This is a genomic window from Bradyrhizobium sp. BLXBL-01, from assembly GCF_051853025.1.
GTDB lineage: Bacteria > Pseudomonadota > Alphaproteobacteria > Rhizobiales > Xanthobacteraceae > Bradyrhizobium.
The window spans coordinates 5761506-5787685 of sequence record NZ_CP182471.1; the positions used below are offsets into that span (position 1 = coordinate 5761506).

Below are 26180 nucleotides of genomic sequence, written 5' to 3' on the forward strand. Positions count from 1 at the left end.
TTCTTCAGCGTTGCGCTGCAGAGCGGGCCCATCTCTCCGCGACCTCCCCTGCAGCCCTGGGTCCCGGCTCTGCGGCGCAGCGCTGAAGCGCTGCACCTTGTCCGGGACACGAGGCCTCACCTCCCTCCCGTCGCCTCCAGGCCCCGGCTGTAGCGCGACATCGCAAAGCAAAAGACAAAGTAGATCGCGGCAACGAAGATATAGACTTCGACGGAAAACTGCTGCCAGGCGGGATCGATGATCGCGGTCTTGGCCGTCGTCAGCAGGTCGAAAATGCCGATGATCAGCACCAGGCTGGTGTCCTTGAAGAAGGCGATGAAGGTGTTGACCAGCGGCGGGATGACGTGGCGGATCGCCTGCGGCAGGATGATCAGCCGGTGCTTGCGCCAGTAGGACACGCCGAGCGCATCGGCGGCTTCATATTGCCCGCGCGGCACCGCCTGAAGCCCGCCGCGGATCACTTCGGCGAGGTAGGCGCCGGCGAACAGGATGATCGCGATCTGTGCGCGCAGCAGCTTGTCGATGTTGAATCCGGCCGGCATGAACAGCGGAAACATCACGCTGGCCATGAACAGCAGGCTCACCAGCGGCACGCCACGGATCAGCTCGACATAGAGCACGCTGAGCGAACGTATCGCCGGCAGTTTCGAGCGCCGTCCGAGCGCGACCAGGATGCCGAGCGGAAAGCCGAAGGCGAGGCCGAACGTCGCCAGGATCAGCGTCACCGGCAAGCCGCCCCAGCGATCCTGCGAGACGAAGGACAGGCCGAACACGCCGCCCCACATCAGCAGGCTGATCAGCGCCAGTGCACCGATCCAGAGATAGACCAGCTCGCGCCGCCACAGCGCGCGGCGGGTCGAGAGGGTGTACAGCGCAATGAACAGCACGACCGATAGCGCCGGCCGCCACTGCTCGTCGAACGGATAGGTGCCGAACAGGATGAAGCGGTACTTTTCGGGGATGATGGCCCAGCAGGCGCCGAGGCCGCGCGCGGCGCGACAGGCGCTGGAATCGTTTGTGGGCGTCAGCCAGACCGCGTTGGCGATACCCCATTGCACGAAGCTGAAAATACCCTTGGCGAGCAGCGCCAGCAGCAGGACGGTGAGGATCCCATTCGGGATCGAGGAGAACAGGTTCTTGCGCAGCCAGTGCAGCACCGGATTGCCAGGCTGCGGACGGCGGGCAGCTCGGGGCGCCTCCGGCATGTCGGTGATGGCCGTCATGATCAGCGCTCCACCAGCGCGATACGCGAATTGTACCAGTTCATGAAGAAGCTGATGGACAGGCTGATGGTCAGGAACACCGCCATGATCAGCGCGATTGCTTCGATCGCCTGCCCGGTCTGGTTCAGCGTGGTGTTGGCGATCGAGACGACGTCCTGGTAGCCGATCGCGACCGCGAGCGAGGAGTTCTTGGTCAGGTTGAGATACTGGCTCGTCATCGGCGGCACGATGACGCGCAGCGCCTGCGGCAAGATGATCTGCCGCAGCATGAAGCTGCGGCGCAGGCCGAGCGCGTTGGCGGCATCCCACTGGCCGCGCGGCACGGACTGGATGCCGCTGCGCACGATCTCTGCGATGAAGGCCGAGGTGTAGGTCACCAGTGCGATCAGCAGCGCGAAATATTCCGGCGCGAGCGTCAGCCCGCCGACGAAATTGAAGCCGCGCAGCTGCGGCCACTCGATCGTCCAGGACACGCCGAGCACCAGCGAGACCGCGGCCGGCACCGCGACGATGAGGCCGAGCGCAGACGGCCAGACGGGCCGCGGCTTGCCGTCGCGCATCTGCTGCGCGACCAGCCACCGACGGAAGAGGAAGAACACCGCGCAGCCCAGCAGCGCGGTGCCGAGCACCGTGAGCTGCGGCGGCCCGAACGGCATCGCCGGCAGGATCAGGCCGCGATTGGACAGGAACACGCCCTCGACGGGCCGCCAGGCGGCGCGTGCAGCCGGCAGCGCCTGCATCATCACGTACCAGAACAGCAGCTGCAGCAGCAGCGGGATGTCGCGGAGCGTTTCGACATAGACCGCCGCAAGCCGCGACAACAGCCAGTTGGCCGACAGCCGCGAGATCCCGATCAGCGTGCCCAGGATCGTCGCGAGCACGATGCCGATCACGGCGACGCGCAAGGTGTTGGCGACGCCGACGACGAAGGCCCAGAGATAACTATCCCTCGGATTGTAGGCGAGCAGGCTGTCGGCAATCGGCATGCCGGCCTCGCGACCGAGAAAGGCGAAGCCGGTGGTGATGCGCCGGGCCGAGAGATTGGTGACGGTGTTGGACCAGAGGAAGGCGATCACCCCGACCGCGATGCCGACCACCAAGGCCTGCCAGAACAGCCCCTTCAATTCGTTGCGCCCGAGCACGAAGCGACGACGCGGCGGTGCTCTGGGATGATCGGCGGTCACAGCACAAAAATCCTTCTTCAAATGCAGCGATTTCCGGCGACGCACGTCAAGTGTTGCACCGAACTGAAATTCATGCAACAAATGTTTCATGGCCGAGCCCGCGAAATCCTCGCCCCTGAGCGAACTGCGCATCGCATTGCCATCGCTCCCCCTGCGCTTGCAGGAGGTCGGCCGTTTCGTCGCCGCCAATGATTACGACGCCACCACACGTTCGATGCGCGATCTCGCGGCGGAAGCCGGCGCCGATCCCGCCGCGTTCACGCGACTTGCGAAGGCGATTGGCTATTCCGGATGGGACGAGCTGCGCGCGGCGCTGACCGAGGCGCGCCGGCCATCGCAGACCGCGCCCTTCTCCGGCCGCACAAGAGGCCGCCGTCACGGGCCGAACGCCGATGTTACGCTCGTCATCGACAAGCTCGAGGCCGAGGCCGCGGGCCTTCCACGCATCCCGGCCCAGCCGATCGCGGAAGCGGCGCGCGCGCTGCACGAGGCCAAGCGGATCTGGATCGCGGGCTACCGCAGCTGCCGCAGCGTCGCGGAGCTCCTGAATTACGAGCTGCGCCTGTTCCGGCCCGAACAGGTGCAGCTCGTCGGCACGTCCGGGCCTGATGATCTCGATCTCGGCGCGTTCCGGCCCGACGAAGCCGTCATCGTCATCGGCTTCCTGCCCTACACCCATGCCAGCGTCCGCGTCGCGCAGGCCGCTCATCGCAGCGGCGCAACGCTGGTCGCGATCGCGGACAGCCTCGCGGCACCGATGGCCGAGGGCGCCGATCACGTGCTGCTGTTCGAGGCAGCGTCCTCGCCCGGCTTTTTCCCCAGCCTCACCGGCGCGATCGCGATCGCGCAGTCGCTCGCGGCGGTCACGTTCTCGCTCGGCGGCGCCGCCGCGAAGAAGCGTCTGGAAAATACCGAGGTGCGGCTCAGTGCTGCCTCCACCTACGTCTCGGAGAAAGGTTGATCCATGAGCACCCGCACCAGCCGCGTGCTGCATCGCTCGCTGCGCGAAACGCCGCCCAAGGCGATCGGCGGCGAAGGCGTCTATCTCTTCGCCGAGGATGGGCGTCGCATCATCGATGCCTCCGGCGGCGCGGCGGTCTCCTGCCTCGGCCACCAGCACCCGCGCGTGATCGCGGCGATGGCCAGGCAGGCCTCGACCCTGGCCTATGCCCACACCGCCTTCTTCTCTTCCGAGCCGGCCGAAGCGCTGGCCGAGCGGCTGGTCGGGCATGAGCCCGGCGGTCTCGCCTACGCCTATTTCGTCAGCGGCGGATCGGAGGCGATCGAAGCCAGCATCAAGCTGGCACGGCAATATTTCATCGAGCGCGGCCAGCCGCAGCGGCAGCATTTCATCGCGCGGCGGCAGAGCTATCACGGCAACACGCTCGGCGCGCTCGCCGCCGGCGGCAATGCCTGGCGTCGCGCGCCCTATGCGCCGCTGCTGTCGAGCGCTTTCAGCCACGTCACGCCGGCGTTCGCCTATCACGAGAAGCGCGAGGGCGAGTCGGATGCGCAGTTCGTCGCGCGCCTCGCCGCCGAGCTCGACGCCGAGTTCCAGCGGCTCGGCTCCGACACCGTGGCGGCCTTCCTCGCCGAGCCCGTCGTCGGCGCCACCGCCGGCGCCGTGACCGCCCCGGACGGCTACTTCAAAGCGGTGCGCGAGATCTGCGACCGGCACGGTGCGCTGCTCATTCTCGACGAGGTCATGTGCGGCATGGGCCGCACCGGCACGACGCATGCCTGGGAGCAGGAAGGTGTCGCACCCGACATCCAGGCGATCGCAAAGGGGCTTGGCGGCGGCTACCAGCCGATCGGGGCCATGCTCGCAAGCGGCAAGATCATCGACACCATCCGTTCGGGCACGGGCGCCTTCCAGCACGGCCACACTTATCTGGCACACCCCCTCGCCTGCGCCGCCGCGCTCGCGGTGCAGGACGTGATCCGCGAGGACGGCCTGCTCGACCGCGTGAAGGAGCGCGGCAAGCAGCTCGAGCAGCGCCTGACGGAGCGTTTCGGCAATCACCGCCATGTCGGCGACATCAGGGGCCGCGGCCTGTTCTGGGCAATCGAGCTCGTCGCCGATCGCGCTAGCCGCGCCGCGTTCGATCCGGCGCTCAAGCTGCACCAGAAGATCAAGGCCGAAGCCTTCGCGAACGGGCTCGGCTGCTATCCGGGCGGCGGCACCCTCGATGGTGTGCGCGGCGACCACGTGCTGCTGGCGCCGCCCTATATCGCCTCGGCGGACGAAATCGACCTGATCGTCGACAAGCTCGGCACGGCCGTCGACAACGTGTTGCGTAGTGTCAATCACTGAGGGGAGAGTAGTATGAGGAAAGTGGTTATCGCAGCGGGCCTGCTCGCGGCATCGACGGTGATGGCGCCGGCGGCGACGCTCGATACGGTGAAGAGCCGCGGCACCCTGGTGTGCGGCGTCAGCGCCGGCTTTGCCGGCTTCTCGGCACCGGACTCGCAGGGCAATTACAAGGGTCTCGACGTCGATTATTGCCGCGCGCTGGCGGCCAGCGTGCTCGGCGACCCCACCAAGGTGCGCTACGTCTCGTTGACGGCACAGAACCGCTTCACCGCCTTGCAATCGGGCGAGATCGACGTGCTCTACCGCAACTCGACGCAGACCTATTTGCGCGGCGTAACGCTCGGCCTGCGGCAGGGCCCGATCAACTTCTACGACGGCCAGGGTTTTGTCGTGAAGAAGGACCTCGGCGTGAAGGAGCTGAAGGACCTCAAGGGTGCCACCGTCTGCGTCGCGCAGGGCACCACGCACGAGGTCACGCTCGGCGATTACGGCCGCGCCAACGGCATCGACTGGAAGCCGCTGGTGTTCGACCGCATCGACACCATGTACCAGACCTTCTTCGGCGGCCGCTGTGATGCCATGACCCAGGACGCTTCCGCCCTCGCCGGCGCGGTGACCACCGCGGCGCCGAACGCGGCCGACTACATCGTGCTGCCGCAGACCATCAGCAAGGAGCCGCTCGGCCCCTTCACCCGCAACGGCGACGAGGTCTGGAGCGACATCATCACCTGGCTGCATTACGGCCTGATCGAGGCCGAGGAGCTCGGCGTCACGCAGGCCAATGTCGATGAGATGACGAAGTCGCAGACGCCCGCGATCCAGCGGCTGCTGGGCGCCAGCGGCGATCTCGGCTCGCGACTCGGGCTCGACAACAAATGGCTGGTCACGGCGATCAAGGCCGGCGGCAATTACGGCGAGATTTTCGAGCGCAATGTCGGCAAGGCGAGCCCGCTCAAGCTCGATCGCGGCCTCAACGGCCTCTGGAGCAAGGGCGGCTTGATGTACGCCATTCCGTTCAAGTAAAGGTGCTCCGTGTCCCGGACGCGCTGCAGCGTGCAACGCTGCTGCGCAGAGCCGCGACCCAGCAACGACAATGGGCCCCGGCTCTGCAGCGCAATACTGCGCATTGCGCTGCGTCCGGGGCACGAGACCTCCGAGGTAGTCAACTTCAATGACGACGCCCCCTCGCATCGCCCTGATCCACGCCCTCAAGCATTCCATCGCCCCGATCGAGGCGGCGTTTGCGCAGGCGTGGCCCGAGGCGCGGCTGATGAACCTGCTCGACGACAGCCTGTCTGCAGACCTGGCCCGCGACGGCACACTCACTGATGAAATGACCGAACGCTTCCTGGCGCTCGGCGACTACGCGGCGGCGACGGGAGCGGATGGCATCCTGTTCACCTGCTCCGCCTTCGGCCCCTGCATCGAGGCCGTCGCGCGCGCGCATGCGCCGATGCCGGTGCTCAAGCCGAACGAGGCCATGATCGAGAGGGCGGTGACCATGGGCCAGCGCATCGGCCTGCTCTCGACCTTTCCGCCGACGCTGGCATCGATGCCGCCCGAGTTTCCCGCTTCGGTCGAGGTCGTGCCGAAACTTGCCGAAGGCGCACTGGCCGCGCTCGACCGCGGCGACCGCGCCACGCATGACCGGCTGATCGCAGACGCCTCAAGGAGCTTGCGCGATTGCGACGTCATCGCTCTGGCGCAATTCAGCATCGCCGCGACCGCGCCGCTGGTCGCGGAGGCCACGGGCCGCCCCGTCGTGACCACGCCGGACAGCGCGGTCGAGAAGCTGATGAGGCTGTTGAAGGTGAAGGCTTAAGCGCCGGCCTTGGTCCGACGCCGCGCATCCTTGATCGCGACCGCAAGCGCAGCCTTGGTCTCGTTGACGAAATCCTCGACCAGCTCCTCGCGCGTGGCGTGCGCCGCCTCGCCGGTGAACAGGCCCTGCTCGGCCAGCATGACCACCCCGTGCAGCGCCGCCCAGATCTTGAGCGCCTGCCGCTCGCGCAAATAACCCACGGCGGGCGCTTCCAAAGCTTCGATGACGAGCGCAAAGGTCTCCCGCGTCGCTGCGTGCAACTCGCTGCCCTTGGCCGCGCAGGACACCGTGCGCGAGGCGAACATCAAGCGGTAGATGCCATTCCGGCGCAGACCGAAATCGAGCGTCGCCTGTGCGAGCCGCGAGAGCTTCGATTGCTTCGATTGCTTTGCCATCGCTTCGCGCAACAGCGCTGAGAGCTGCCGGAATGCTTCCGCGGTGACGGCGGCGAGCAGCGCCTCGCGGTCGGCAAAATGCCGGTACGGCGCCGGCTGCGAGACGCCGAGCTTCTTGGCAAGCGCCTTGATGCTGATCGCCTCGGCGCCGCCCTGCTCCGCCTCGTGCAGCGCGGCCTCGATCAGCGCATCGCGGAGATCGCCATGGTGGTAGGTCTTCTCGGGCTTGCGGGCTGGTCGTGAACGCATGTCGGGGCGAAGCCTATAAGTTTGCGCTTGACAGGGGAAGCCCGCCGCGAATGTAATAGCATATAACTTAAACAAAACCGGGATGAGGAAACGCGCCGCCCTTCGGGCCCTCGCGCGCACACGACCAAGGAAGCCGAAAATGGCAGAGCGACTGAAGGTTCACGTCGATCCGGACAAATGCCAGGGCCATGCCCGCTGCAAGGCGCTCGCGCCGGAGCTTTTCGAGCTCGACGAATACGGCAACGCGCACGAAGCCGGCGACGGCACCGTCCCGCCGGGGCTCGAGGACAAGGCCTGGCTTGCGAAGTCCAACTGTCCGGAAATCGCAATCGATGTGATCGAGGAATAACGCGGCCGCGGCCGCCCCGCGTGCTTTCAGCGAACACGAGCCAAGGGATTCCCTGCCATGTCCGATGTCGACCAGCCCGCCGCCCATCCGCCCGTGACCGACTGGGTCCATGATTTCGACCACACCGATCCGCAATGGACGGAGGACCCCTTCCCGATCTGGGACGAGCTGCGAGCCGCAAGCCCCGTGGTGCACACGAAACGCTTCCTCGGCTGCTACCTTCCGACGACCTATGAGGCCGTGCGCGAGATCGCCAACGACTCCGAGCACTTCTCCTCACGCCGCATCATCGTCCGTGACGTGCGGCCGGAAATCACCAGCCGGAACGCGGCCCCGCCGATCACCTCCGATCCGCCCGAGCACAAGCCGGCCAAGCAATTGTTGCTGCCGCCCTTCACGCCGGACGCGATGAAGAAGCTCGAGCCGCGGGTCCGCGCCATCTGCAACGAGCTGATCGACGACTTCATCGCCGAGCGGCGAGTGGACGCTGCGGCGCGCTACACCAAGCACATTCCGGTTCGGGCGATCGCGCACATGCTCGGCATTCCCGAGAGCGACAGCGACCTTTTCATCAATTGGATCCACATGATCCTCGAGCTCGGCATCAGGGACGAGAGCAAGCTGCTCCAGGCCGTGCAGGAGATGACGGCCTATTTCGGCGGCCACATCGAAGCGCGCAAGAACAAGCCCACCGACGACCTGATCTCCTACCTGATGAACGCCAAGGACAAGAACGGCAATCCGCTCGAGGACAGCCATGTGATGGGCTCGCTGCGCCTGCTGCTGATCGCCGGCATCGACACCACCTGGAGCGCGATCGGCTCCTCGCTCTGGCATCTTGCGAAGACGCCGGCCGACCGCGAGCGGCTGATCGTCGAGCCCGGGCTGATCCCGACCGCCGTGGAGGAGCTGCTGCGCGCCTATTCACCGGTGACGATGGCGCGCGAGGTGGTCAAGGAGACCACGGTGTCCGGCTGTCCGGTCAAGCCGGGCAACATGGTGCTGCTGTCCTTCCCGGCCGCCAACCGCGACCCCAAGATGTTTCCGGACGCTGACAAAGTCGTGATCGACCGGCGTGAGAATCGCCACGCCGCCTTCGGTCTCGGCATCCACCGCTGTGTCGGTTCCAACCTCGCGCGCATGGAAATGCAGGTGGCGCTGGAGGAATGGCTGAAGCGGATTCCCGACTTCCGGCTCGATCCGGCAGGCACCGTGACCTGGTCACAGGGAACGGTGCGAGGCCCACGCCAGTTGCCATTTTTGCTCGGAAAGGCGATGTAAGCCTTCCCGAAGCGAAGGAAGCGGACAGGCCTGTCATGGCATGCGCGACACCAAGCACGCCTCCGCCATGCATCGCCACGAGCAGGCCATGACCGACCAGACGCCATCCGACAGCAAGCTGACGCGCACCAAGGAGAAATGGGCGCGCGAGGGCCGCTTTCTCACCGGCAAGATCACACGGCCGGAGGATCAACGGCTTCCACCCGGGCAGCACCTCACCAAGGACTGGCCGGTGCTCGATCTCGGGGTCACCCCGCCGGTCTCGCGCGAGCGCTGGCGGCTCGACGTCTATGGCGCGGTCGAGGTGCCCGTGTTCTGGACATTTGCCGAGTTCGCCGCGCAGAAGCAGTCCCGGTTCACCTCGGACATCCATTGCGTCACGACCTGGTCGCGCTATGACAACGAGTGGGAAGGGCTCGCCACGCGTGAGCTGCTGGCGGCCTGCCAGCCGCGCGAGGATGCCCGCTTCGTCGTGCTGCATTCCTACGACGGTTACACCACCAACCTCGCGCTGGAGGATTTTGCCGCCGAGGACGCGCTGCTCGCCCACAGCTGGTCCGGCCAGCCGCTGACGGAGGAGCATGGTGGCCCGGTGCGGCTGGTGGTGCCGCACCTCTATTTCTGGAAGAGCTCGAAATGGCTCCAGGCCATCGAATTCCTGACCGAGGACGCGCCGGGCTTCTGGGAAGTCCGCGGCTACCATAACCGCGGCGATCCCTGGGCCGAGCAGCGCTATTCGGGCGATTAAATTCGAGCAAGAACGGGGGAAGCCCATGCCGACGGAACGCTTTCAATTCACCGGCGAAGGCGGCCATCAGCTCGCGGCCGCGCTGGAGCTGCCCGACGGCGAGCCCGCGGCTTTCGCGCTGTTCGCGCACTGCTTCACCTGCGGCAAGGACACGCTGGCAGCAAAGCGGATTTCCGTGGCACTGGCGGCCAGGGGCATCGCTGTGCTGCGCTTCGACTTTACCGGGCTCGGCTCGAGCGAAGGCGATTTCGCCAATTCGACGTTCTCCTCCAACGTTGCCGACCTCGTGCGCGCAGCCGATCATCTGCGTGACATCCGCAAGGCACCCTCGATCCTGATCGGCCATAGCCTCGGTGGCGCCGCGATCCTCGCCGCCGCGGGACAGATTCCGGAGGCGAGAGCGGTGGCCACCATCGCGGCGCCCTCGGATCCCGCCCACGTCACCGGCCTGTTCAGGGAGCATCTCGACGACATCCGCGCGCAGGGCGAGGTCGAAGTCTCGCTCGCGGGACGGCCGTTCCGGATCAAGCGCGAATTCCTCGACGACATCGCCGAGCAAGCGCTGATGAAGGACGCCACCGGCCTGCACAAGGCGCTGCTGGTGATGCATTCGCCCGTCGACGACACCGTCGGCATCGACAACGCGACGAAGATCTTCGTTGCGGCAAGACACCCCAAGAGCTTCGTCTCGCTCGACCATGCCGATCATCTTCTGACCAAGCCTGCCGACGCGCTCTATGCGGCCGACGTGATTGTGGCCTGGGCGAGCCGTTATGTCGATGCAGCGAAGCCCGCGAAGGCGATGGATCTACCGGAGGAGCCGCGGAAGGTCGTGGTGCAGGAGACCCGCAAGAGCAAATTCAACCAGGCCATCACGGTCGGCCCACATCATCTGGTGGCGGACGAGCCGCTCGCGGCCGGCGGCGCCGATGCCGGACCCGGCCCGTACGATTTCCTGCTCGCCGGCTTGGGTGCCTGCACCTCCATGACCATGCGCCTTTATGCCGACCGCAAGTCGCTGCCGCTCGACCGCGTCACGGTCACGCTGAAGCATTCCAAGATCTACGCCAAGGATTGTGCGGAATGCGAGACCCGCGAGGGCATGCTCGACCAGATCGAGCGCGACATCGCGATCGACGGCGCCCTCGATGCCGAGCAGCGCAAGAAGCTGATGGAGATCGCCGACAAGTGCCCGGTGCACCGCACCCTGACATCGGAGATCCGCATCGTGACCAAGGCGGTGGAGTAGCTCAAGCGGCCCGCGAGTCGGCTTCGGCGGCCTGGAGCGGTTGAACCCGCAGCGCACCGCGCAGCCCTGCCGCGGTGCCGAGCAGGATGCCAGCAACCGCGACGAACGAGCCAAGCGCGAGCGTAGACACGCCCGTGAGCCCCTGCCCGATCGAGCAGCCGAATGCCATCACGCCGCCGACCCCCATCAGCGCAGCGCCGGCCCCTGAGCGCAGCATGTGGCGTGGCGACGAATAGCCCTCGAGCTTGAATCGGCGAGTTGCGACTGCCGTCACCAGACTGCCAGTGAAGACGCCGACGACCGTCGCGATGCCGAAGTTGAGCGTCAGCCCGGTCGAGAGCATGGCGTATTGCAGGGCATCGGCGATTGGCGCGACGAACGTAAGGGAGGTCACGGGGACCGGATTGAAGTCGTCGGCACCGAGATGGCCGGTGACCAACCAGCCACCGGCGACGAGAAGGCCCACGATGATGCCCGCCACGATCTGACCGGGCGAGCGGCGGAACGCCGGATGCGCGAAAGCAAACAGGATCAGCGCGACGACGATCGTCGCGGCTGCCAGTGCGCGCGCAGCCGCCTCGGTGAGTCCGAGCGTCGCGAGCAAGGACGGCAGCGAATTCGCGTTGACCGTAGTTTGCGAAGCCTGGACCAGCGCGAGACGCCCCGGCGCGATCAAGCCCTTCAGCGTCATCTGCGCGGCGATCGCCAGCACGATTACGACCACGAAAGAGCGGAGATTGCCGCGGCCGAGCAGCACCAGCGCCCGCGAGCCGCAGCCGTTCGACAGCACCATGCCGTAACCGAACAGCAGGCCGCCGAGGAACAGCACCGCCGGCGAAAACGACGGCTGCAGATAGATCGACTTGCCGAGATCGACCGTGCCGCTGCCGGCAAGGAGCTGGCTGGCGGCGATCGCAACCGCAATCGCCAGCGCATAGCTCCGCACCAGTCGCCCATCACCCTCCGCCAGCCACCCGCGCATGCTGCTCATCAGGCAGAAGCCGCTGAGCAGGCCGACCGCGCCGTAGACGAGGCCGATGACGAGACCAGCGAGGATGACGAGTTGCGTGGATTCCATCGGTTGTTCTCAGACCTCTCGCCCTTCTCCGTCATTGCGAGCGCAGCGAAGCAATCCAGTCTGTCTTCGCGGATGCATTTTCTGGGTTGCTTCGCTGCGCTCGCAATGATGGTGGATTACGGCTTCAGTATCACCCTGTCGCGCGACGAACCGGCGACGGCGACGTACGCCTCCTTCGCGCGCTCCAGCGGATAGATCGCGTTCGCCTTGATCGGAAACGGCTTCAGATGGCCGCTCGCAAAACCCGGCCCAAGGTCGCGCAGCACCGCGCCCGTTGCGGCCGAGGATAGACCCAGCGTGTCGATGCCGACATAGGTGTGCTGGCCGCGGTAGAACTCGAGGATGTTGAACTGCACGATGCGATCGATCGCGGCGATCAGGATCTGGCGGCCGCGAAGTGCGAGCGACTTGTGCGCGGCCTGGAAATAGGGGTCGCCGACCGTGTTGAAGACGATGTCGGCGCCCTTGCCGCCGGTCAGTTCGCGCACGCGCGTGGCAACGTCGGCGACGGAGGCGTCGATCACCTCGATGGGCGCGTTGGCGTGGCCTTCATAGGCTTCCGCCTTGCGCACCACGCCGATGACGCGCGCGCCCTGCCAGGTCGCGATCTGCACCGCGGCCTGGCCGACCTTGCCGTTGACGCCGAACACCAGGACAGTCTCGCCGCTCTTCGGCACGCCGGCGCGGCGAAAGCCTTCCATCGCGGTGACGAAGGGCACGCCGATGCCGGCGGCCTCCTCCCAGGACACCGTCTTCGGCTTCTCCACGACCGCATCGGCTTCGACCACGAGATGGCTCGCATGGGTGCCGTCACGACGGATGCCGAGATCGCCGGAGGAGCCGAACACTTCGCGCCCGATTGTGCCGGTGGGCCCATCGATCACCACGCCGGCGTAATCGCGGCCGGGGGTCCGGGGGAACACGGCATAGGGCATCAGCCCGGTCGCAGCCTTGACGTCGGACGGATTGACGGCGGCCGCCTTCACTTCGATCAGCAGATCGTTCGGCCCGCGCGCGAGCATCCGGCGCTCAACGATCGGTGCAAGCGCAGCGGCATTTTCAGCTTTGGCGTTGAGGCGCACGCAGCGCGCTTCGACGGTTTTGGCATCGGCTGACATGAAAAGACCCGCGATTTCTCGCGGGCCTTGTCGCCTCTGGAGCCAGTCGAGTCAATCCGTCCCGTCAGTCCTTGGGCCGCTTGTCGTAGAGCCGCTTGGCCTTGCCGAGCGAGCGCTCCAGCGTCGCGGGCGCAACCACCTGCACCCTGGAGCTGACGCCGATCGTGTTCTTGATGTGGGTCGAAATCCGGTCCGCATGATCGACGAGCCCGCGGCCGTCCCAGCTCTCGGGCCGTGCCTCGGCGATGATGGTCAGCTCGTCCATGCGGCCCTCGCGGGTGAGTTCCAGGATGAAGTGGCCGCCGCACCAGTCGGTCGCGAGCAGCACCTCCTCGATCTGGGTCGGGAACAGGTTGACGCCCCGCAGGATGATCATGTCGTCGGAGCGGCCCGTCACCTTCTCCATGCGCCGCATGCCCGGCCGCGCCGTGCCCGGCAGCAGCCGCGTCAGGTCGCGGGTGCGATAGCGGATAACCGGAAAGGCTTCCTTGGTGAGCGAGGTGAAGACCAGCTCGCCCTTCTCGCCGTCCGGCAGCACAGCGCCGGTCTCGGGGTCGATCACTTCCGGGTAGAAATGATCCTCCCAGATGTGCAGGCCATCCTTGGTCTCGATGCACTCCTGCGCGACGCCGGGGCCGATCACCTCGGACAGGCCGTAGATGTCGGTCGCGTCCATGTCGAAGGCGTCCTCGATCTCGGCGCGCATCGCGTTGGTCCAGGGCTCGGCGCCGAAGATGCCGATCTTGAGCGAGCACTGGCGCGGATCGAGCTTCTGGCGCTTGAACTCGTCGAGGATCGCGAGCATGTAGCTCGGCGTTACCGTGATGATGTCGGGCCGGAAATCGTTGATGAGCTGCACCTGCCGCTCGGTCATGCCGCCAGAGATCGGGACCACGGTGCAGCCGAGCTTTTCGGCGCCGTAGTGCACGCCGAGACCGCCGGTGAACAGGCCATAGCCGTAGGCATTGTGGATGATCATGCCGGTGCGTCCGCCGGCGGCGCGGATCGAGCGCGCCATGACCTCGGACCAGGTGTCGATGTCGCGCTGCGTATAGCCCACCACGATCGGCTTGCCGGTCGTTCCGGATGAGGCATGCACCCGGACCAGCTTCTCGCGCGGCACGGCGAACATGTTGAAGGGATAATTGTCGCGCAGGTCCGTCTTCACCGTGAACGGAAATTTGGCGAGATCGGAGAGCTCGCGAAAGTCGGACGGATGCACGCCCGCTTTATCGAACGCCTTGCGGTAATGCGCGACGTTGTCGTAGGCGTGCTTTAGCGACCAGGCCAGCCGCTGCTTCTGCAGCGCCATGATCTCGTCGCGCGAGGCGCGCTCATGCGCATCCATCTCCGCATTATAGGCGCTGCCACCTTCCTTGAGCCTCGTCAGAGCCATCCTCGTTTCCCCACATTGTCTGTTCTTTTCTTCGTTGGTCTTATTGATCTTGCGGCGGCAGCCACGCGCCGGGAATGACGCGCGAATGTCCGCGGAATTCCGCGATGACGACCTCGCCCGCCGTGACACGCACGTCGTAGATGCCGGAACGGCCGCCGCGGGTGATTTCCCGTCCCTTGGCGATGAGACGATCGCCAAGCTTGCCGGGCTTGATGAAGGTGATCTGGCCCTGCGCCGCCACGACGCGCTCATTGTGCGAATTGCACGCGAACGCGAAGGCGGAATCGGCGAGCGTGAAGATGAAGCCGCCATGGGCAATGCGCTGGCCGTTGACCATGTCCGGCCGCACCATCATTGCGAGCGTCGCAAAGCCCGGGCCGATCTCGACGATCTCCATGCCGAGACCCTTGGAGGCATCGTCCTCGGCCCACATCGCATCGGCGCAGGCGCGGGCGATATCCTCAGGCGACAGGGCGGCTTTGACGTTCACGCGCTTCTCCCGGCTGTTTGCACGCAATGTTCTGCTTGTTGGACAACACTGTCAAACATGGTCGTAATCGACGACGACCCGCTCCGTAGAAGGCTTGGCCTGGCAGGTGAGAACAAAACCGGCCTTCAGCTCCCACGGTTCCAGCGAATAGTTGATGTCCATCGGCGCATCACCCTCGACCAGCTTGGCGCGGCAGGTCGAGCACATGCCGCCCTTGCAGGCGAAGGGCAGATCGACGCCGGCGCGCAGGGCGGCATCGAGGATCGCCTCGTCCTCGGCGACGGGCACGTCGCGGCGCTTGCCATCGATGATCAACGAGGCGATCGCCTTCGGCGGCGCGTCGGGCGCAACCGCCCTTCTCGGCCGCGGCTTGCCGCCGAATTCGGACACGAAGCGCTCGACATGGATGCGTTCGTCCGCGATGCCGAGATCGCGGCAGGTCGCCTCGATGTCCTCGCTCATGCCAAGGGGACCGCAGATGAAGACATGATCGACGCTTTCCGCCGGCACCAGCGAGCGGAGCAGCACCCTCACCTTCTCGCCGTCGAGCCGGCCATGCAGGATCGGGATGTCCTGCTCCTCGCCGGAGATGACGTGAAAGATCGAGAGACGATCGATGAACCGGTCCTTGAGTTCCTCGAGCGCTTCGAGGAACATGATGTTGTCGGTGGTGCGGTTGCCGTAGAACAGGAAGAAGCGGCTGTCCGGCTCGCGCGCCAGCACGCCTTTCACGATCGACAGGATCGGCGTGATGCCGGAGCCGGCAGCGAAACCGACGTGAATGCACGCCCCATCTGCCGGCGGGACCACGCCAAAGCGGCCGGTTGGCGTCATCACGTCGAGCTCGTCGCCGCATTTGAGATCGTCGGCTGCCCAGCTCGAAAACGCGCCGCCATCGACCTTCTTCACGGCGATACGGATCTCGCCGTCATCGGGACCGGAACAGATCGAATAGGAGCGGCGCACCTCTTCGCCGTCGAGCATGGTGCGCAGCGTCAGGTACTGGCCGGGCGTGAAGGCGTAATCGCCGGCGAGTTCGTTGGGGATTGCGAAGGTCATCGACACGGCGTCCGTGGCCTCGCGGCGGAGGTCGCTGACGGCGAGGCGATGGAAGCGCGGTGCGGCTGCGGACATCACGGGCACCCTCGTTCGGTCTCTAAGTCGTCATTGCGAGCGAAGCGAAGCAATCCAGAGTCTTTCCGCGGAAGCAGTCTGGATTGCTTCGTCGCAAGCGCTCCTCGCAATGACGGCGGGGCTGGCATCGTGCGCCTCAATGACATTTGAAATAGTCGAAGGGTTCGCGGCAGGCCTTACAGCGCCAGAGCGCCTTGCAGGAGGTCGAGCCGAACTCGGACAGCAGCTCGGTCTTGTCCGAGCCGCATTGCGGGCACGCCACCGTCTGCGCGCCGAACAGCGCGCGGCGCGAGCTCGAGGCTTGCGGCGGCGCGATGCCGTAGGCGCGCAGCTTCTCGCGCCCCTCCTCGCTCATCCAGTCCGTGGTCCAGGCCGGCGACAGCACGGTGCGGACCTTGGGCTGATGGAAGCCGGCGCTCTCCAGCGCGACCTCGATTTCGAGCGCGATCATGTTCATGGCCGGGCAGCCTGAATATGTCGGCGTGATCGCGACCTCGACATGATCGCCGTCGAGAACGACGTCGCGGAGAACGCCGAGATCGGCGATGGTCAACACCGGGATTTCGGGATCGACCACGCTAGCCGCAGCGTTCCAGGCACGCTGGCGCAGCTCGCCATCACGCTCCAGCACCGTCACCATGTCAGCCCCGGAAACGTTCGCTGCATCGATTGCAGCTCCGACAGCAGATGGCCGAGATGCTCGCTGTGGCGGCCGGAGCGGCCGCCCTGCTGCATCCAATCGTTCTGCGGCAGCGCGAGCGTTGCCTCGCGGGCGACATCGGTGAGCGTCGTCAACCAGCGCCCGCGCAAGCTCCCGGGATCGACAGCAATGCCGGCATCGATCAGGGCGCGCTCGCCGTCATCGACGGCAAACATCTCGCCGGTAAAAGCCCAGAGATTTTCGATCGCAGCCTGCGCGCGCCGGTGACTCTCCTCAGTGCCGTCGCCGAGCCGGATGATCCATTCCGAGGCATGGCGCAGATGGTAGGCGCTCTCCTTCTCCGATTTCGCAGCGATCGCCGCCAGCGTCGCATCGCGCGAGCTCATCATCGTGCGCCAATAGAGATCGGCGAAGGCGGAATAGAAGAACTGCCGCACCAGGGTCTGGGCAAAATCGCCGTTGGGCTGCTCGACCAGGAGCAGATTGCGGTACTGCCGTACGTCGCGCAAATAGGCCAGCTTGTCCTCGTCGTTATCCCTGCCTTCGGCCTTGGCGGCAAAGCTGTAGAGCTCCCGCGCCTGGCCGATGAGGTCGAGCGCGATGTTGGAGAGCGCCATGTCCTCTTCCAGCATCGGCGCATGCCCGCACCATTCCGACAGCCGATGACCAAGGATCAGCGCATCGTCGGCGCGGCGCAGCGCGTAGAGCACCAGCGGCGTTTCCGAGACCTGGATGTTGGCGACCGCCATCACATGTGCCCCACTTCTTCCGGCACTTCGTAGAACGTCGGGTGCCGGTAGATCTTGGATTCCGCCGGCTCGAACATCATGCCCTTCTCGGCGGGATCGCTCGCGGTGATCGCGCTGGACGGCACGACCCAGATCGACAGGCCCTCGCCGCGGCGGGTGTAGATATCGCGGGCGGCCTGCAGCGCCATCGTCGCGTCGTTCGCATGCAGCGATCCCACATGCTTGTGCGCGAGCCCGTTGCGGCCGCGAATGAAGACTTCCCACAGCGGCGTGTTCGGCGTGGCCATTTCGATCTCCTATTCTGCAGCTTGGGCGGTCTGACGCTGGGCGCGCTTGGCGACATAGACGGCGGCCGCCTCGCGCACCCAGGCGCCCTCCTCATGCGCCTTGCGGCGCGCGGCGATGCGCTCGCGGTTGCAGGGGCCGTTGCCGGCGAGCACCTGCTTGAACTCGCTCCAGTCGATCTCGCTGTAGCGCCAGTGCCCGTCGGCATCCTGAATCATGCCGGGATCGGGAATGGTGAGGCCGAGATATTGCGCCTGGGGCACGGTGGCGTCGACGAACTTCTGGCGCAGTTCGTCATTGGAGAAGCGCTTGATCTTCCACTTCGTCGAGGTGTCGCTGTGCTGGCTCGTCGCATCCGGGGGACCGAACATCATCAGCACCGGCCACCACCAGCGGTTCAGTGCATCCTGCGCCATCGCCTTCTGCTCCTCCGAGCCGCGGCACAGCGTCACCATGATCTCATAGCCCTGGCGCTGGTGGAACGACTCCTCCTTGCAGACGCGGATCATCGCACGCGCATAGGGTCCGTAGGAGCAGCGGCACAGCGGGATCTGGTTCATGATCGCGGCGCCGTCGACCAGCCAGCCGATCGTGCCGATGTCCGCCCAAGTCAGCGTCGGATAGTTGAAGATCGAGGAGTACTTTGCTTTCCCCGCGAGCATGGCGTCGACCAGCTCCTCACGCGAGGAGCCGAGCGTCTCGGCGGCGGCGTAGAGATAGAGGCCGTGGCCGCATTCATCCTGCACCTTGGCGAGCAGCGCGGCCTTGCGGCGCAAGGTCGGCGCGCGCGTGATCCAGTTGCCTTCGGGCAGCATGCCGACGATTTCGGAATGGGCGTGCTGGGAGATCTGGCGGGTGAGCGTCTTGCGATAAGCCGCCGGCATCCAGTCGTTCGGCTCGATGCGCTCCTCGGCATCGATGCGGGCCTGGAATTGCGCAGCCTTGCCGGCGTCCTCCAGATCGCGGTCAGCGGTCTCGGCCGTGTTCAGCGCCTGGGTGTACATGCGCATCCTCCCGTTTTATTGGGAGATAATATATAACAAGATTTACGTCATGCAAGATATTTCTGTAACATAACGCTCAGGCGCCGAACCTCCGTTCCAGCAGCTTTCGCGCCGCCGGCAACGCCCCTTTTTCATTGGTTCCATGGCCGTCGAGCCATTGTTCGGACGGAGCAAGCAGCGCACGGTAGATCGCGCCGCAGAGTTCGCGGGCAGCCCTGCCCGGCCAATCCGGCGGCAGCAGGCTGTCGGGCAGCAGCGGATCGCGCAGCACGACGCGGCGGTAATAGTGGATCAAGAGGATCCGCGCGGTGAAGGCGTCGGCGTCGGACAAATCGGTGCCGCGCGCGATCGCGGCGCGCAGCGGCTCGAAGGTCTTCATGAATTTCAGGTAGGCATCGGCGGTGCGATCGAGCGGCCAGCTCGCGCTGAGCAGACGGCGGCCGCTGTCATCCTCCGCGGAGACCTCGAGGCGGATCGCGCCCGCTGCCTCCTCCGGCATCGGCACACCTGACGGCGCCACCCACACGCCCGGCAGCGGGCTGCCGAAGCCAGCATTGCGCAGCGCTTCGCGCGAGGCGTCGCGGTCCTCGCCATTGCCGATCAGTAGCAGCTCGAAGCGCCCGCTCCAGTCGGACGGCGGCGGATCGTAGATGTGGCGCGTCGCGGCCTCGAACGTCTGGCGGCCCTTGTCCGCCAGGCGATAGAAACTGTTGCGGCCGACCTTCTCGCGCGCCAGCCAGCCGTCGGCCGCAAGCCGCGACATCGCGGTGCGCACCACGCCGCTGTCGATATCCAGGCTTTCGAAGAATTCCAGCAGCGTGCCGAGCCACACCGAACCACCGCGCGGCACGATGGCGTCGCCGAATACGGTGATGACGATGGAGCCGGTGCGCGAGGGCTCGCGCTTGAGCTGGTCGATGATGCGGGAGAGCGGATGCGCCATGCACGAGCCATAGCGCGTTTGGTGCGGCTGCGACAATGGAGGGGGAGCGATGCTTTCCCGAGAGCTTTCGATCTTCTCCCTCTCCCCGTTCTTACGGGGAGAGGGCTGGGGTGAGGGGCAGCATCCGCAAACTCAGTGACAGACAGACTCGCGGAGAGTCCCCCTCACCCGGATTGCATCTCCGATGCAATCCGGCCTCTCCCCGCAGGCGGGGAGAGGCAAGACATCACCGATGCGGGTCGGGATAGGCCAGGCTGCGCCAGCCGCTGCGATCGAACGGGCGCCACTGGCCTTCCTTCTGCGCGAGGCGATCGGCCACGGCATAGACGGCGGCGGGATGATGGCCCATGCCGCAATGGCTGCTTTCGACCTCGATGCTCTCGGTCTGCGCGCCCGACTTCTCCATGCAGCCCTGCCAGGCGCAGACGCCGTCGGAGCGGCTGAAGATGGCGGTGGTCGGCACCGGCGGCGGCACGGCGAGCTCGCCGCCAAAACGCGGATCGACCTCGTCGGCCTTGCGTCCGCTCGCCCATTCATAGACGCGCCAGGCATTGGTCGAGCGCGGATCGCCGGCAAAGGGGCTGCCGAGCGTGATCACCTGGCGCACGCGCTCGGGCATCATCTTGGCGAGCTGGCGCGCATAGAGGCCGCCGAGGCTCCAGCCGACCAGGCTGATCTTGCGGCTGTGCGTGTCGCTGAGCTCATGGACCAGATCGACCATGGCGTCCTGAACGCCCTCGCGCAGGCCATAGTTGCGCCCCTGGCGCCAGCCGCTGACCGCATAGCCCTTGCTGGCCAGAAACGCGCGCAGCGCGCGTGTCGAGACATCGGACGCCACGAGGCCCGGAAGCACCAGCACCGGATGCCCATCGCCGCGCGGCGCAAGGCTCAACAGCGGCAGCGCGCCAAGGAATGCGCCGAATTCGTGGATCGCGCGCCCCTCCAGAAACATCAAGGTGCGGGACGGCGGGCGCAGCATCTGGGCAGTTGCGGTCATCAATGTTTCCCCTGGGAAGAATCCTGGAAAGGCCGCCGGCAGCGAGACCGGCAAATCGGCGTGAATTCCAATGCACCGGCTTCTTGATCGTTCCGCAGCGCAACAGGAATCAGCTAGGCGGCCGGTTCCCGATATTCAAGCGGGACAGACGCGAGGCGACAATAGGCCCGCGCGTTAATGCTAACGGCCGTGACGCAAAAGTCACAACAATCGGAGCAGGGATTCTACGGTGTAGAGCACGAGCCCGGCGAGCCCACCGATCAACGAGCCGTTGAAGCGGATGTATTGCAGGTCGCGGCCGATGTTGATTTCGATCAGCGAAATCAGCTGCGTCATATTCCACGCCTTGACCTGATCGGAGATGAAGGTCGAGACGCCGCTCTTCTGGTCCGCGACGAAGCTGCGCAGCACGGTCACGAGACCCTTGTTGATCTCGCCGCGCAGCTCGGCATCGCTGGCGAGCGCCTCGCCGGCGGAGACGAACATCCCGGCGAGATGATGTTGCAGCACCTGCGTCTCGCCGCTCGCGCTGCGCTCGATGAAGGAGCGCGTATTGGCCCAGACGGTGCGGGCGAGGTCGGCAAGCTCCGGCCGCGCCAGAAGATCGCGCTTCAAGCCGTCAATGCGGTCGATATAGGCCTGGTCGGTGCCGAGCCGGTCGACGAAGCCCAGCACCATGCGGTCGAACTCGCCGCGGAACGGATGCTTGGGATCGCTGCGCACTTCGTTGAAGAAGGCCGTCGCGGAGGCCACGATCTTGTTCACCAGAAACTTGTCGGCGCGATAGAGCTTGAGCAGGGTCGGCAATTCCGCGCGCACCTTCTCGCGGATCATCGCCATCGTCTCTGTCTGGTTCAAGGTCTCGTGCATCACGCGCAGGAGATCGTCGAACAGGATCTGGTGCCGTCCCTCCGCGACGAAGCCCCGCAGCGTGCCGGCCGCGAGCGGCGCGAGGTCGATCGCCTGGAGCTGTGAGGACATGCGGCGGATGATGAAGGTCATCAGGCCGGAGCTTTCGGTTGCCGACACCGCCTCCGGCAACAGACGCAGTGCGAAGCGCGCAAGGTCGTCACTGCGTTTGCGGTCGCGCAGCCAGTCGGCAACGAAGGAGCCGAAATCGATCTCTTTCAGCTTGGCCTCGACGGGACCCGCCTCCAGGAAATGCACCTGGATGAATTCGCCGAGCTTGTCGGCGATGCGGGCCTGGTTGCTCTGGATGATCGCGGTGTGCGGGATCGGCAGGCCGAGCGGCCGCTTGAACAGCGCTACCACCGCATACCAATCGGCGAGCCCGCCGATGGTCGCAGCTTCGGCGAAGGCGGCAATGAAGCCGAACACGGGATGCACGGGCAGCAGCCACTTTGCGAAGACGAACAGTGCCAGCGTCGAGGCCAGCACCAACGTCGCCAGCGCTTTCACGCGGCGCAGCTCGGCCGCTCGTTCGGCATCGCCCGGAGTGTCGAAGGAGAAGGTGGCAGATGAGTCCATGACTGCATCACAGTACTCGTCATTGCGAGCGAAGCGAAGCAATCCAGTCTGCCTCCGCGGAAAGACTCTGGATTGCTTAGCTTCGCTCGCAATGACGGCGGCGCCAAACAAAAGGCCCGCCGAAGCGGGCCTCAAATTCAGTTTGTGCTCAGGCACCAGATCAGGCGGTCTTGTTGTAGACCTTGGCAAAGTTGTCCTGAGCGGACTTCGCACCGTTGGCGGCGAGCTTGCCGAGATAGTCGGCGGTCGCCTTGGCGCGCGAGACGAACACTTCACCGCGGGCGCGGAGCATGCTCGACTGGATCTCGACGGCTTCGCTGACCGACTTGGCGGACGCGAGCTTGTCGATGCCCGAGAAGAACGCCTCGGCGTCCTCATAGATCGCCTGCTGGATGTTGCGGCTGATCTTGCCGGCCTCGGTGACGGACTCGGTCACCGCGTTCTCGACGGCGGCGGTCACGCGCTCGGAGCCAGCGAACACCTCGGCAGCACGGTCCTTGGCGGTGTTGGCGGTCTTCTTGACGAATTCGCGGGCGGCCTCGGGAACTTCCAGGTTCTGGATGTTCTTGAAAGCGTCCTTGAAGCCCTCGAAAGCGGTGTTGGTTTCAGTGGTCATGGGGTTCTCTCCATCCTCAAAGGTCTGAGCTATGGGCTCACCCCGTCCGCATTGGCCCGGGGCACGGCTTATATGGCACGGTTAATTGTGCGATGCAATATTCGTATTGCACTGCGATATCACGAAATCGTGAAGAGCCTTAGCCGGAGGCATCGTGGTGCCTCCCTAGCCATTGGGCTCAGAATCGGCCCGATCCGGCCCTAATGCCGGACGGCGCTGCTAGTGCTGGACGGCGCCTGGCAGCCCATAGGCCTCCATCTGAGCCTGGACCTGCGCAATGTTATGGCCGAGCACGACGATGTCATGGGTCTTGCCGTCGACGTCCCGCACATGGTCCCGCAGCAGGGCCTCGGCCTTGAAGCCGAGGCTCTCGAACAAGGCGATCGCTGCCTGCTGATCCACCGTCATCTGGACCGAGAGCTTTTCCAGGCCTGCCCCGAGCGCGAGGGCAAAGGTCTCCTGCGACAACGCCTTGCCCACGCCCTTGCCGCGGACCTCGGGCGAAACCACCATGCGGATCTCGCCGACATGAGGCGACCAGGAATGGGGATCACGCACCAGCGTGCCGCAGCCGACGACCTTGTCATCCCTGACCGCGAGCAGGCTCGTGATCGCACCCCGCTCGATCTCCTTGACCCAGGCGGAGAGCACCTTCGGCTCGCTGATGTTGCGGGGGAGGAACAGCAGATCATGGGTCGGCAGGCCCTTGCCGAAGGCCAGCACGGCGGCCTCGTCCGCGGGCGACATCAGGCGGATCTCGATATCGCCGGCGTCGGTCTTGACGTGGCGCGGATAGGAACGCTGCTCGCTCATGTCGATCTCTTTCCCAGCCAGGAATCCAGTTTCGGCCACAGCCGCTTCACCGCATTGGCGCCGGCAACGAGCGAGACGTGACCGCCCTTCAGCATCACCTCTTCCTTGTCAGTCGAGCCGATCTTGGCGATCAGGTGCTTGGCGGCGTCATAGGGCACGATGTGGTCGTGCTCGGCGACCGCATGCAGGATCGGCACTGTGATGTTCTCGAGCTTCGCCGCGCGACCTCCGACCGACATGGTGTCGTTGAACAGCTTGTTGTCCCACATCAGGTCCTTGGTGATGGTGCGGAAATATTCGCCGGCCAGCGGCAGCGTGTCGGTCGCCCAGCGGTCGAACATGCGGTACGACTTCACGAACTCGTCGTTCCAGATGTTTTCCCAGAGCTGGATCTGGCTCACCGTGCGCGAGGCCGGGCGCAGCATCTCGAATGAGGACAGGATCATCTCCGGCGGCACGTTGCCGACGCTGTCGACGAGGTGGTCGACGTCGAAATAGCGGCGGTCGGAGAAATTCGAGAACAGCTTCATCTCGCGGAAATCGATCGGCGTGGTGAAGCAGATCAGGTTCTTCATCGGCCCGTCCTGGTGGATCGAGCCGTAGAGCAGCGACAGCACGCCGCCGAAGCAATAGCCGATGACGGAGACGTCCTGCTCGCCGGAATCGGCCTGCACGCGGCGGACGCAATCGGGGATGAAGTCGAGGACATAGTCCTCCATGCGCAGGCTCTTCTCCTCCGGCCGCGGCGCGCTCCAGTCCAGCATGTAGACGTCGTAGCCGCGCCTCAGCAGGAACTCGATGAAGCTCTGGCCGGGCACGAGATCGAGGATGTAGCCGCGGTTGGTCGTGGCCATCACGATCAGCACCGGCACGCGGTAGATCTCATCCGACATCGGCCGATAGTGATAGAGGCTCATCGTGCCGCGCGAATGCAGCACATCCTTTGGCGTCGAGCCGAGCGTGGGGCCCGAGGTCGAGAAATATTCGACGCCCTTGATGCTGCGCTGAATCGCGCGCTGCACCTCGGACTGGATGCGCTCCGGGATCGAGGCAAGATCAAGTCCCGCCGGCGCGTTCATTTTTGGTCTCCGTCTTCGGACGGCGGACGCTTGGTGCGCGGCGGCCGCGGCGCCGCGCCGGGTTGCTGCGCGCCCGAATTGGCCGACATCTGGCTCAGCATCGACTTGATCTCGCCGAGCTGGCCTTCGATCGACTGGAGCCGTTCCGCGATGCCGGTCATCTGCTCGCGGCTCGGAAGGTTCATCGAGAGCAGGTATTTCTCCATGAGATCGCCGAATTGCTTCTGAGCACCTGCAGCAACGCCGCCGGCGCGGTTCATGGCCTGCGAGAATTCGGGCGTCTCCATCGCCTTGGTCGCGAAGGAGTTGAAACCCTTCTCCATTTCGCCAACCATCTTCTGCCACAAGGCGACCGGATCGGTGATCTTGTCGGTCATCAGCGTCCTCCCAATGCGGAGGGCTTTGCACCCTTCTTGTCCCGCCATACCACACCGTTGCGCGGTGCCGGTCAACCGGCAAGCAGCAGGCGCGGCGTCGGACACGCCGCTTCTTCGCGGAACGAAACCGTGCGATACAGCATCGGTCAGCAGGAGGGACCCGTGACCGCCCATCAGCCGCCCCAGACCGTCCGCGCCAACGGCATCGACATCTGCTACGAGATCTTCGGCAACGACAATGCCGAGCCGTTGCTGCTGATCATGGGCCTTGGCGCACAGATGATCCATTGGGACGATGCGTTCTGCGAGCAGCTCGCCGCCCGCGGCTTCCGCGTGATCCGTTTCGATAACCGCGATATCGGCAAGTCGAGCCATCTCAGCGGCGGCAAGCGCCTGACGCCGTTCGAGCTGCTGAAGCTGCGCTTCTTGCGGATCCCCGTGGCCGCCACCTACAAGCTGATCGACATGGCCAAGGACACGGTCGGCCTGATGGATGCGCTCGGCATCAAGTCGGCGCATCTCGTCGGGGCGTCCATGGGCGGCATGATCGCGCAGGAGGTGACGCTGTCGTTTCCGCACCGCGTGCGCTCGCTGACCTCGATCATGTCGACGACGGGCAATCCGCGCGTGCCGCCCCCGACCCGCGAGGCCGCCGCGATGCTGATGGCGCCGCCGCCGCGCAGCAAGGAGGAGTTCATCGTCCGCTACGGCCAGACCTGGAACGTGTTGCGCGCCGGGCACTTCCCGGAAGAGGAAGCGCTCGACCCTGGCCGCGCCGAGCGCGTGTTCGCACGCGGGCTCAACCCGGCCGGCGTCGGCCGTCAGCTCCGCGCCGTGCTTGCCTCCGGCAGCCGCAAGGAGCGGCTGCACGCCGTGAAGGTTCCGACGCTCGTGATTCACGGCACCGTCGATCCGTTGGTCCGCCCCGAAGGCGGCAAGGACACGGCCGCGTCGATCTCGAACGCAAAGCTGCTGATGATCGAGGGCATGGGCCACGCGCTGCCCATGCGCTTCTGGCCGGAGATCATCGATGCTATCGACAAGCACGCGCACGGCTCGGCGGCGCAGGCGGCCTAGGCCGGCCAGTCTCCTCTCGGTGACCATGTGAGCTGCCGGTGCCTGTCTTAACGTGGGTTCC

General features: G+C 65.6%; 28 protein-coding genes. 9 read left to right on the forward strand and 19 right to left on the reverse strand.

Annotated elements, in window-relative coordinates; genetic code table 11:
• Positions 1-116 precede the first annotated feature (116 nt).
• Positions 117-1223: an amino acid ABC transporter permease gene (locus tag ACNJYA_RS26760; protein WP_439363814.1), complete on the reverse strand. Its 1107-nt coding sequence runs from the start codon at positions 1221-1223 to the stop codon at positions 117-119.
• Between the two features lie 2 nt (positions 1224-1225).
• Positions 1226-2407, reverse strand: a complete 1182-nt coding sequence (locus tag ACNJYA_RS26765; protein ID WP_212254921.1) for an amino acid ABC transporter permease — start codon at positions 2405-2407, stop codon at positions 1226-1228.
• A gap of 88 nt (positions 2408-2495) precedes the next feature.
• On the opposite strand from ACNJYA_RS26765, the gene ACNJYA_RS26770 reads away from it, so the two are divergent.
• The 4 genes from ACNJYA_RS26770 (at position 2496) to ACNJYA_RS26785 (ending at position 6543) form a co-directional block, all read left to right on the forward strand.
• Positions 2496-3368: a MurR/RpiR family transcriptional regulator gene (locus tag ACNJYA_RS26770; RefSeq protein WP_212254861.1), complete on the forward strand. Its 873-nt coding sequence runs from the start codon at positions 2496-2498 to the stop codon at positions 3366-3368.
• Positions 3369-3371: 3 nt separating this feature from the next.
• Entirely contained in the window at positions 3372-4721 is a 1350-nt protein-coding gene (locus ACNJYA_RS26775) for an aspartate aminotransferase family protein (protein WP_212254860.1), read from the forward strand.
• 12 nt (positions 4722-4733) lie between these two features.
• On the forward strand, positions 4734-5744 hold the full coding sequence (locus ACNJYA_RS26780) for an amino acid ABC transporter substrate-binding protein (RefSeq protein ID WP_212254859.1): 1011 nt from the start codon (positions 4734-4736) through the stop codon (positions 5742-5744).
• Positions 5745-5892: 148 nt separating this feature from the next.
• Positions 5893-6543 carry an aspartate/glutamate racemase family protein gene (locus tag ACNJYA_RS26785; protein WP_439363815.1) on the forward strand — a complete coding sequence of 217 codons (651 nt, stop codon included), beginning with the start codon at positions 5893-5895 and terminating at the stop codon, positions 6541-6543.
• Here the strand turns inward: ACNJYA_RS26785 and ACNJYA_RS26790 are convergent.
• On the reverse strand, positions 6540-7187 hold the full coding sequence (locus ACNJYA_RS26790; protein WP_439363816.1) for a TetR/AcrR family transcriptional regulator: 648 nt from the start codon (positions 7185-7187) through the stop codon (positions 6540-6542). The two genes, ACNJYA_RS26785 and ACNJYA_RS26790, sit on opposite strands and share 4 nt — an antisense overlap.
• 139 nt (positions 7188-7326) lie before the next feature.
• Here ACNJYA_RS26790 and ACNJYA_RS26795 point away from each other — a divergent pair, with 139 nt between their 5' ends.
• The 4 genes from ACNJYA_RS26795 (at position 7327) to ACNJYA_RS26810 (ending at position 10814) form a co-directional block, all read left to right on the forward strand.
• A complete protein-coding gene (locus ACNJYA_RS26795) occupies positions 7327-7536 on the forward strand; it encodes a ferredoxin (RefSeq protein ID WP_018648108.1) in 210 nt (69 codons plus the stop codon).
• Positions 7537-7593: 57 nt separating this feature from the next.
• Positions 7594-8817: a cytochrome P450 gene (locus ACNJYA_RS26800; protein ID WP_212254856.1), complete on the forward strand. Its 1224-nt coding sequence runs from the start codon at positions 7594-7596 to the stop codon at positions 8815-8817.
• A gap of 88 nt (positions 8818-8905) precedes the next feature.
• Complete coding sequence (locus ACNJYA_RS26805) at positions 8906-9565, forward strand: sulfite oxidase-like oxidoreductase (RefSeq protein WP_439367517.1); 660 nt, start codon at positions 8906-8908, stop codon at positions 9563-9565.
• Between the two features lie 25 nt (positions 9566-9590).
• Positions 9591-10814 (forward strand): bifunctional alpha/beta hydrolase/OsmC family protein, encoded by a 1224-nt coding sequence (locus tag ACNJYA_RS26810; RefSeq protein WP_212254855.1) that lies wholly within the window; start codon positions 9591-9593, stop codon positions 10812-10814.
• Position 10815: 1 nt separating this feature from the next.
• Here ACNJYA_RS26810 and ACNJYA_RS26815 read toward each other — a convergent pair whose 3' ends face one another.
• From ACNJYA_RS26815 to ACNJYA_RS26890, 16 genes are all read right to left on the reverse strand, one after another.
• Positions 10816-11892, reverse strand: a complete 1077-nt coding sequence (locus tag ACNJYA_RS26815) for a YeeE/YedE family protein (protein WP_439363818.1) — start codon at positions 11890-11892, stop codon at positions 10816-10818.
• A gap of 116 nt (positions 11893-12008) precedes the next feature.
• On the reverse strand, positions 12009-13010 hold the full coding sequence (locus ACNJYA_RS26820; protein ID WP_439363819.1) for a quinone oxidoreductase family protein: 1002 nt from the start codon (positions 13008-13010) through the stop codon (positions 12009-12011).
• Between the two features lie 64 nt (positions 13011-13074).
• On the reverse strand, positions 13075-14406 hold the full coding sequence (paaK, locus tag ACNJYA_RS26825; protein ID WP_439363820.1) for a phenylacetate--CoA ligase PaaK: 1332 nt from the start codon (positions 14404-14406) through the stop codon (positions 13075-13077).
• Between the two features lie 40 nt (positions 14407-14446).
• Complete coding sequence (gene paaI / locus ACNJYA_RS26830) at positions 14447-14896, reverse strand: hydroxyphenylacetyl-CoA thioesterase PaaI (RefSeq protein ID WP_172784039.1); 450 nt, start codon at positions 14894-14896, stop codon at positions 14447-14449.
• A gap of 51 nt (positions 14897-14947) precedes the next feature.
• A complete protein-coding gene (gene paaE, locus ACNJYA_RS26835) occupies positions 14948-16030 on the reverse strand; it encodes a 1,2-phenylacetyl-CoA epoxidase subunit PaaE (RefSeq protein ID WP_439363821.1) in 1083 nt (360 codons plus the stop codon).
• A 136-nt stretch (positions 16031-16166) separates the two neighbouring features.
• On the reverse strand, positions 16167-16670 hold the full coding sequence (gene paaD, locus ACNJYA_RS26840) for a 1,2-phenylacetyl-CoA epoxidase subunit PaaD (protein WP_260382803.1): 504 nt from the start codon (positions 16668-16670) through the stop codon (positions 16167-16169).
• Positions 16664-17440, reverse strand: coding sequence for a 1,2-phenylacetyl-CoA epoxidase subunit PaaC (gene paaC / locus ACNJYA_RS26845; RefSeq protein ID WP_439363822.1), 777 nt, complete (start codon positions 17438-17440; stop codon positions 16664-16666). The genes paaD and paaC overlap by 7 nt, the downstream gene beginning before the upstream one ends.
• On the reverse strand, positions 17440-17727 hold the full coding sequence (paaB, locus tag ACNJYA_RS26850; protein WP_439363823.1) for a 1,2-phenylacetyl-CoA epoxidase subunit PaaB: 288 nt from the start codon (positions 17725-17727) through the stop codon (positions 17440-17442). The genes paaC and paaB overlap by 1 nt, the downstream gene beginning before the upstream one ends.
• A gap of 9 nt (positions 17728-17736) precedes the next feature.
• On the reverse strand, positions 17737-18729 hold the full coding sequence (gene paaA / locus ACNJYA_RS26855) for a 1,2-phenylacetyl-CoA epoxidase subunit PaaA (RefSeq protein ID WP_172784035.1): 993 nt from the start codon (positions 18727-18729) through the stop codon (positions 17737-17739).
• Positions 18730-18805: 76 nt separating this feature from the next.
• The gene (paaX, locus tag ACNJYA_RS26860) at positions 18806-19672 is read right to left on the reverse strand and encodes a phenylacetic acid degradation operon negative regulatory protein PaaX (protein ID WP_271510713.1); all 867 of its coding nucleotides are present in this window, start codon (positions 19670-19672) and stop codon (positions 18806-18808) included.
• A gap of 226 nt (positions 19673-19898) precedes the next feature.
• Positions 19899-20669, reverse strand: coding sequence for an esterase/lipase family protein (locus ACNJYA_RS26865; protein WP_439363824.1), 771 nt, complete (start codon positions 20667-20669; stop codon positions 19899-19901).
• 201 nt (positions 20670-20870) lie between these two features.
• Positions 20871-22157, reverse strand: a complete 1287-nt coding sequence (locus ACNJYA_RS26870; RefSeq protein ID WP_439363825.1) for a DUF445 domain-containing protein — start codon at positions 22155-22157, stop codon at positions 20871-20873.
• 160 nt (positions 22158-22317) lie between these two features.
• A complete protein-coding gene (locus ACNJYA_RS26875; protein WP_212254845.1) occupies positions 22318-22773 on the reverse strand; it encodes a phasin in 456 nt (151 codons plus the stop codon).
• Between the two features lie 219 nt (positions 22774-22992).
• The gene (locus tag ACNJYA_RS26880; RefSeq protein ID WP_172784031.1) at positions 22993-23586 is read right to left on the reverse strand and encodes a GNAT family N-acetyltransferase; all 594 of its coding nucleotides are present in this window, start codon (positions 23584-23586) and stop codon (positions 22993-22995) included.
• A complete protein-coding gene (locus ACNJYA_RS26885; protein WP_260382797.1) occupies positions 23583-24665 on the reverse strand; it encodes a PHA/PHB synthase family protein in 1083 nt (360 codons plus the stop codon). The genes ACNJYA_RS26880 and ACNJYA_RS26885 overlap by 4 nt, the downstream gene beginning before the upstream one ends.
• Positions 24662-25042: a hypothetical protein gene (locus tag ACNJYA_RS26890; RefSeq protein WP_439363826.1), complete on the reverse strand. Its 381-nt coding sequence runs from the start codon at positions 25040-25042 to the stop codon at positions 24662-24664. The genes ACNJYA_RS26885 and ACNJYA_RS26890 overlap by 4 nt, the downstream gene beginning before the upstream one ends.
• Positions 25043-25204: 162 nt before the next feature.
• On the opposite strand from ACNJYA_RS26890, the gene ACNJYA_RS26895 reads away from it, so the two are divergent.
• Entirely contained in the window at positions 25205-26119 is a 915-nt protein-coding gene (locus ACNJYA_RS26895) for an alpha/beta fold hydrolase (protein ID WP_439363827.1), read from the forward strand.
• Positions 26120-26180: the final 61 nt, after the last annotated feature.

Excerpts from the sequence above, each read along its gene's own strand:
- ACNJYA_RS26760 (WP_439363814.1), bottom strand. The coding sequence starts at position 1,223 with ATGACGGCCATCACCGACATGCCGGAGGCGCCCCGAGCTGCCCGCCGT.
- ACNJYA_RS26770 (WP_212254861.1), top strand. The coding sequence starts at position 2,496 with ATGGCCGAGCCCGCGAAATCCTCGCCCCTGAGCGAACTGCGCATCGCA.
- ACNJYA_RS26775 (WP_212254860.1), top strand. The coding sequence starts at position 3,372 with ATGAGCACCCGCACCAGCCGCGTGCTGCATCGCTCGCTGCGCGAAACG.
- ACNJYA_RS26780 (WP_212254859.1), top strand. The coding sequence starts at position 4,734 with ATGAGGAAAGTGGTTATCGCAGCGGGCCTGCTCGCGGCATCGACGGTG.
- ACNJYA_RS26785 (WP_439363815.1), top strand. The coding sequence starts at position 5,893 with ATGACGACGCCCCCTCGCATCGCCCTGATCCACGCCCTCAAGCATTCC.
- ACNJYA_RS26790 (WP_439363816.1), bottom strand. The coding sequence starts at position 7,187 with ATGCGTTCACGACCAGCCCGCAAGCCCGAGAAGACCTACCACCATGGC.
- ACNJYA_RS26795 (WP_018648108.1), top strand. The coding sequence starts at position 7,327 with ATGGCAGAGCGACTGAAGGTTCACGTCGATCCGGACAAATGCCAGGGC.
- ACNJYA_RS26800 (WP_212254856.1), top strand. The coding sequence starts at position 7,594 with ATGTCCGATGTCGACCAGCCCGCCGCCCATCCGCCCGTGACCGACTGG.
- ACNJYA_RS26805 (WP_439367517.1), top strand. The coding sequence starts at position 8,906 with ATGACCGACCAGACGCCATCCGACAGCAAGCTGACGCGCACCAAGGAG.
- ACNJYA_RS26810 (WP_212254855.1), top strand. The coding sequence starts at position 9,591 with ATGCCGACGGAACGCTTTCAATTCACCGGCGAAGGCGGCCATCAGCTC.
- ACNJYA_RS26815 (WP_439363818.1), bottom strand. The coding sequence starts at position 11,892 with ATGGAATCCACGCAACTCGTCATCCTCGCTGGTCTCGTCATCGGCCTC.
- ACNJYA_RS26820 (WP_439363819.1), bottom strand. The coding sequence starts at position 13,010 with ATGTCAGCCGATGCCAAAACCGTCGAAGCGCGCTGCGTGCGCCTCAAC.
- paaK (WP_439363820.1), bottom strand. The coding sequence starts at position 14,406 with ATGGCTCTGACGAGGCTCAAGGAAGGTGGCAGCGCCTATAATGCGGAG.
- paaE (WP_439363821.1), bottom strand. The coding sequence starts at position 16,030 with ATGTCCGCAGCCGCACCGCGCTTCCATCGCCTCGCCGTCAGCGACCTC.
- paaD (WP_260382803.1), bottom strand. The coding sequence starts at position 16,670 with ATGGTGACGGTGCTGGAGCGTGATGGCGAGCTGCGCCAGCGTGCCTGG.
- paaC (WP_439363822.1), bottom strand. The coding sequence starts at position 17,440 with ATGGCGGTCGCCAACATCCAGGTCTCGGAAACGCCGCTGGTGCTCTAC.
- paaB (WP_439363823.1), bottom strand. The coding sequence starts at position 17,727 with ATGGCCACGCCGAACACGCCGCTGTGGGAAGTCTTCATTCGCGGCCGC.
- paaA (WP_172784035.1), bottom strand. The coding sequence starts at position 18,729 with ATGTACACCCAGGCGCTGAACACGGCCGAGACCGCTGACCGCGATCTG.
- paaX (WP_271510713.1), bottom strand. The coding sequence starts at position 19,672 with ATGGCGCATCCGCTCTCCCGCATCATCGACCAGCTCAAGCGCGAGCCC.
- ACNJYA_RS26865 (WP_439363824.1), bottom strand. The coding sequence starts at position 20,669 with ATGACCGCAACTGCCCAGATGCTGCGCCCGCCGTCCCGCACCTTGATG.
- ACNJYA_RS26870 (WP_439363825.1), bottom strand. The coding sequence starts at position 22,157 with ATGGACTCATCTGCCACCTTCTCCTTCGACACTCCGGGCGATGCCGAA.
- ACNJYA_RS26875 (WP_212254845.1), bottom strand. The coding sequence starts at position 22,773 with ATGACCACTGAAACCAACACCGCTTTCGAGGGCTTCAAGGACGCTTTC.
- ACNJYA_RS26880 (WP_172784031.1), bottom strand. The coding sequence starts at position 23,586 with ATGAGCGAGCAGCGTTCCTATCCGCGCCACGTCAAGACCGACGCCGGC.
- ACNJYA_RS26885 (WP_260382797.1), bottom strand. The coding sequence starts at position 24,665 with ATGAACGCGCCGGCGGGACTTGATCTTGCCTCGATCCCGGAGCGCATC.
- ACNJYA_RS26890 (WP_439363826.1), bottom strand. The coding sequence starts at position 25,042 with ATGACCGACAAGATCACCGATCCGGTCGCCTTGTGGCAGAAGATGGTT.